Below are 2944 nucleotides of genomic sequence, written 5' to 3' on the forward strand. Positions count from 1 at the left end.
GGAGTGGTTTCGGACACGGCTCGAGGCCAAGGTCGTCATTGAGCAATGGCGGCGTCACTACAATGGCATTCGGCCGCATTCGAGTCTGGCCTATCTGACGCCCAACGAGTTTAAGCAGCGATACTGTTCAACTGAAGCAATCGAGGCCGTTCCCCAAGATTGAATCGGTCCGAAGAAATCAGGCAGGTCATCTTCGGGAGTTCGATCGGCCGATCGAACTTCTCCGACTTGCGACCGAACTGCATGCGGCGCAGCTTGGCGATCAGCAACTTAAGATGCTCGATCTCCGCCTTGCCGGTGGCGATGACCGCTTTCTGCGAGTCGACGACATCCTGCAAATGCTCGAGACGCATGTCGCGCTCACGCAGTAGCGTTTTGAGCGCTCCGATGTCGTCGGGAAGGTGGGCAGCGGAATTCATGCCGACAGCTTACGTGTGCGCGCTGACGTTCACAACGCGGATGCGGGAGCGGCGGTGCGGGTGGGTTGGCGTCAGTCGATGCCCTCAAGCAACATCGACTGCTGTGCCGGGCTGAGTGACACTGTGCCGCTCATCGCCTGCGGCCACACGAAGTGGCCCTTCTCGAGGCACTTCATCAGCAGGCACAGTCCGTCACCACTCCACCAGAGCACTTTGAGCAAGTCGCCGCGTTTGCTTCGGAAGACGAAGACGTGACCGCTGAAGGGATCCCACTCGAGCACGGCCTGCACCTTCGCGGCGAGACTGTTGAAGCCCGAGCGCATGTCGGTGACGCCGGCCGCGAGACACACCCGCGTACCGCTGGGCAAGCAGATCATGCGGGCTCCTTGCTTCGCAGACTCGCTAAAATCAGCCGCAACGTGGTGGCATCGGGGGCGCCCTCGATACGCACACGCGCCGAACCGACGATAATCTCCATTACGCCGCACGGGCTCGGCGTCTCGATGAGCACCGCATACGCACTCGGCTGAGGCGGTGCTGACGGTATCACCTCGTTGACCACAGATACCGGCATCAGCGTGCCCGCGTCATATTCTCCAGCGAGGTAGGCGCGGCACAATTTGAACTATAAATTGGTGTTCAGTCCGTGCTCGATCGCCACGCGTGCCACGGATACACTCGGCTCACACGCCAGCTGTGCCAGCCGTCGCCGATACTTCACTGGATTGTTCGGCCGGCCCTTGCGGCCACTGCGTTTCGTTGTCGTCTCTACCGACAAAATGGCCCCACTACTCGATTTGGTGGGGAATACTCTGGCCAGTCTTGCGACTCACGTCGAGACGGTGTTGAGGCCCCGCTTACCTTGAAACCTCACGAAAAGACGGTACAAATCGAGCGCTTACGCATCAGGTAGCGCAGCACGAGGCGTAACTGCACAGGGCCGACCATGCCCGTGACACGCACACGGGCACCGTTCACCCGACGCTGCCGAGACGCTCTCGCGATGTGACTCGACAGGCTGTAGAGTGAGCGACACCGGCTCTACGGTCTCGCCAGTTGGTGAATCAAGTAGCGCTACGGGCAGCAACACCGCAGCTGACGGCACCACATGGTTACCATATTTGAATTCAGTCCGTGTGCCTTCGCGAGCTTGGCTACTTAGATCCCTGGCGCGCGCGCCGCGACGGCAACTTGCCGTCGATACCCTGGTGTGGAGTCCGGTCGGCCCTCATGGTTCGATGGCCGCGCATTCCGTGCATCCAAAGTAGTCCCCACCACTTGAACTAACGGACACCACTTTGGACCCGGGCTTCAGCCCTGTCCATGCGACCATGAAATGACGGTTACGGTACTTCAGCACTTCCCAGCCGATCTGAAAGCACACGTAGGCGAGAACGCCGAGTCATGGCGCTGCGTGCTTCCACATGCGGCGAAACGAACGTTCAATGGACGAGCACATCACTAAAATCACGCCGCACGCTCCGTATTCCCAGGGCACCGACGCCGGCGTCTTCAGGAACTGACGAAAGCCGCGCAGACCGAGCATCGAGGCAACCATCAACAACGTGCAAGCCGTGACCACAATCCCGTTCGACGTGCCGATCAGGAGCAAACCCGCCACGCTCATGACGCACGATGGGATCGCTATGCTGATGAAGACTGCTGGAATGGACATGAAGGTGTCGCAGGGTGATGGATGGGGTGACGACACCGCGATCGTCACCTCATTTTTCCATAACTAACTACATACAGATGTCCCCTTGTAGCCACACGTTCCGTCGGCAGCCTTCCCCCGAGACCTACATCACCCGGGCCTTTCGCACCTCGGACAGATAGATCACGATCAGCGACACCCAGACGATGCCATACATGAGCATGAAGCAGCTCGACCGGATCTTGAGAATATCGAGCAGTGCGCCGAACATGATTGGCAGCAGAAAGCCGCCAAAACCGCCCGCCAGACCGACGATACCCGTGACAACACCCAGATTCTCGGGGAATTCGTCAGCGACATATTTGAACGTCGAGGCCATGCCGAATGCGAACACCGCACCCAGCACAAAGGCCAGCAGCACGAAAACAACGACCGAGATGCTGATATGGAATGTCTGCGGGCCGTCAATCGTGTAGATGACGAAGTCCGTCTTCGGATACGACAGCAGGAATAGGCAGACCCACGCCACCCACAGGCACCACCACGTCACCGCGTGTGCCCCGAACTTGTCCGATAGCACCCCGCCGACCGCCCGCAGCACCGAACCCGGCAGCGAGAAGCCGGCCGCCACGGCGGCCGCCATCACCACCGTCATTCCATATTCCGCCTTGAGGTACTGCGGAATCCATAGCGAAAGCGCCGTGAACCCGCCGAACGTGACCGAGTAGTACTGACACAGCCGCCAGACCCGGGCGACGTCTCCCCCGATTTGAGTGGCGCGGCGATTTAGAGTCCAATCACGTAGTCAGGAGATTGGACATGAAAAAGCGATTCACCGAAGAGCAGATCATTGGCTTCCTGCGAGAAGCCG

3 protein-coding genes and 2 pseudogenes are annotated in these 2944 nt (G+C 59.5%); 1 reads left to right on the forward strand and 4 read right to left on the reverse strand.

Translation table 11 applies throughout. The annotated features are described in order from the left end of the window. On the forward strand, positions 1-163 hold a 163-nt coding region (locus ACIQWO_RS27345; protein ID WP_402830847.1), incomplete at its 5' end, for an integrase core domain-containing protein. Between the two features lie 37 nt (positions 164-200). Here the strand turns inward: ACIQWO_RS27345 and ACIQWO_RS27350 are convergent. The 4 genes and pseudogenes from ACIQWO_RS27350 to ACIQWO_RS27365 form a co-directional block, all read right to left on the reverse strand. Beyond that, a pseudogene (locus ACIQWO_RS27350) lies at positions 201-419 on the reverse strand (transposase); the annotation flags it as partial. Between the two features lie 71 nt (positions 420-490). After that, complete coding sequence (gene tnpB, locus ACIQWO_RS27355; protein WP_402830843.1) at positions 491-796, reverse strand: IS66 family insertion sequence element accessory protein TnpB; 306 nt, start codon at positions 794-796, stop codon at positions 491-493. Positions 797-1821: 1025 nt separating this feature from the next. Further along, the gene (locus tag ACIQWO_RS27360; protein WP_402830845.1) at positions 1822-2142 is read right to left on the reverse strand and encodes a hypothetical protein; all 321 of its coding nucleotides are present in this window, start codon (positions 2140-2142) and stop codon (positions 1822-1824) included. Between the two features lie 76 nt (positions 2143-2218). Beyond that, a pseudogene (locus ACIQWO_RS27365) lies at positions 2219-2824 on the reverse strand (nitrate/nitrite transporter); the annotation flags it as partial. Positions 2825-2944 lie beyond the last annotated feature (120 nt).

Source organism: Pandoraea sp. NPDC090278 (assembly GCF_044772185.1).
Lineage (GTDB): Bacteria > Pseudomonadota > Gammaproteobacteria > Burkholderiales > Burkholderiaceae > Pandoraea.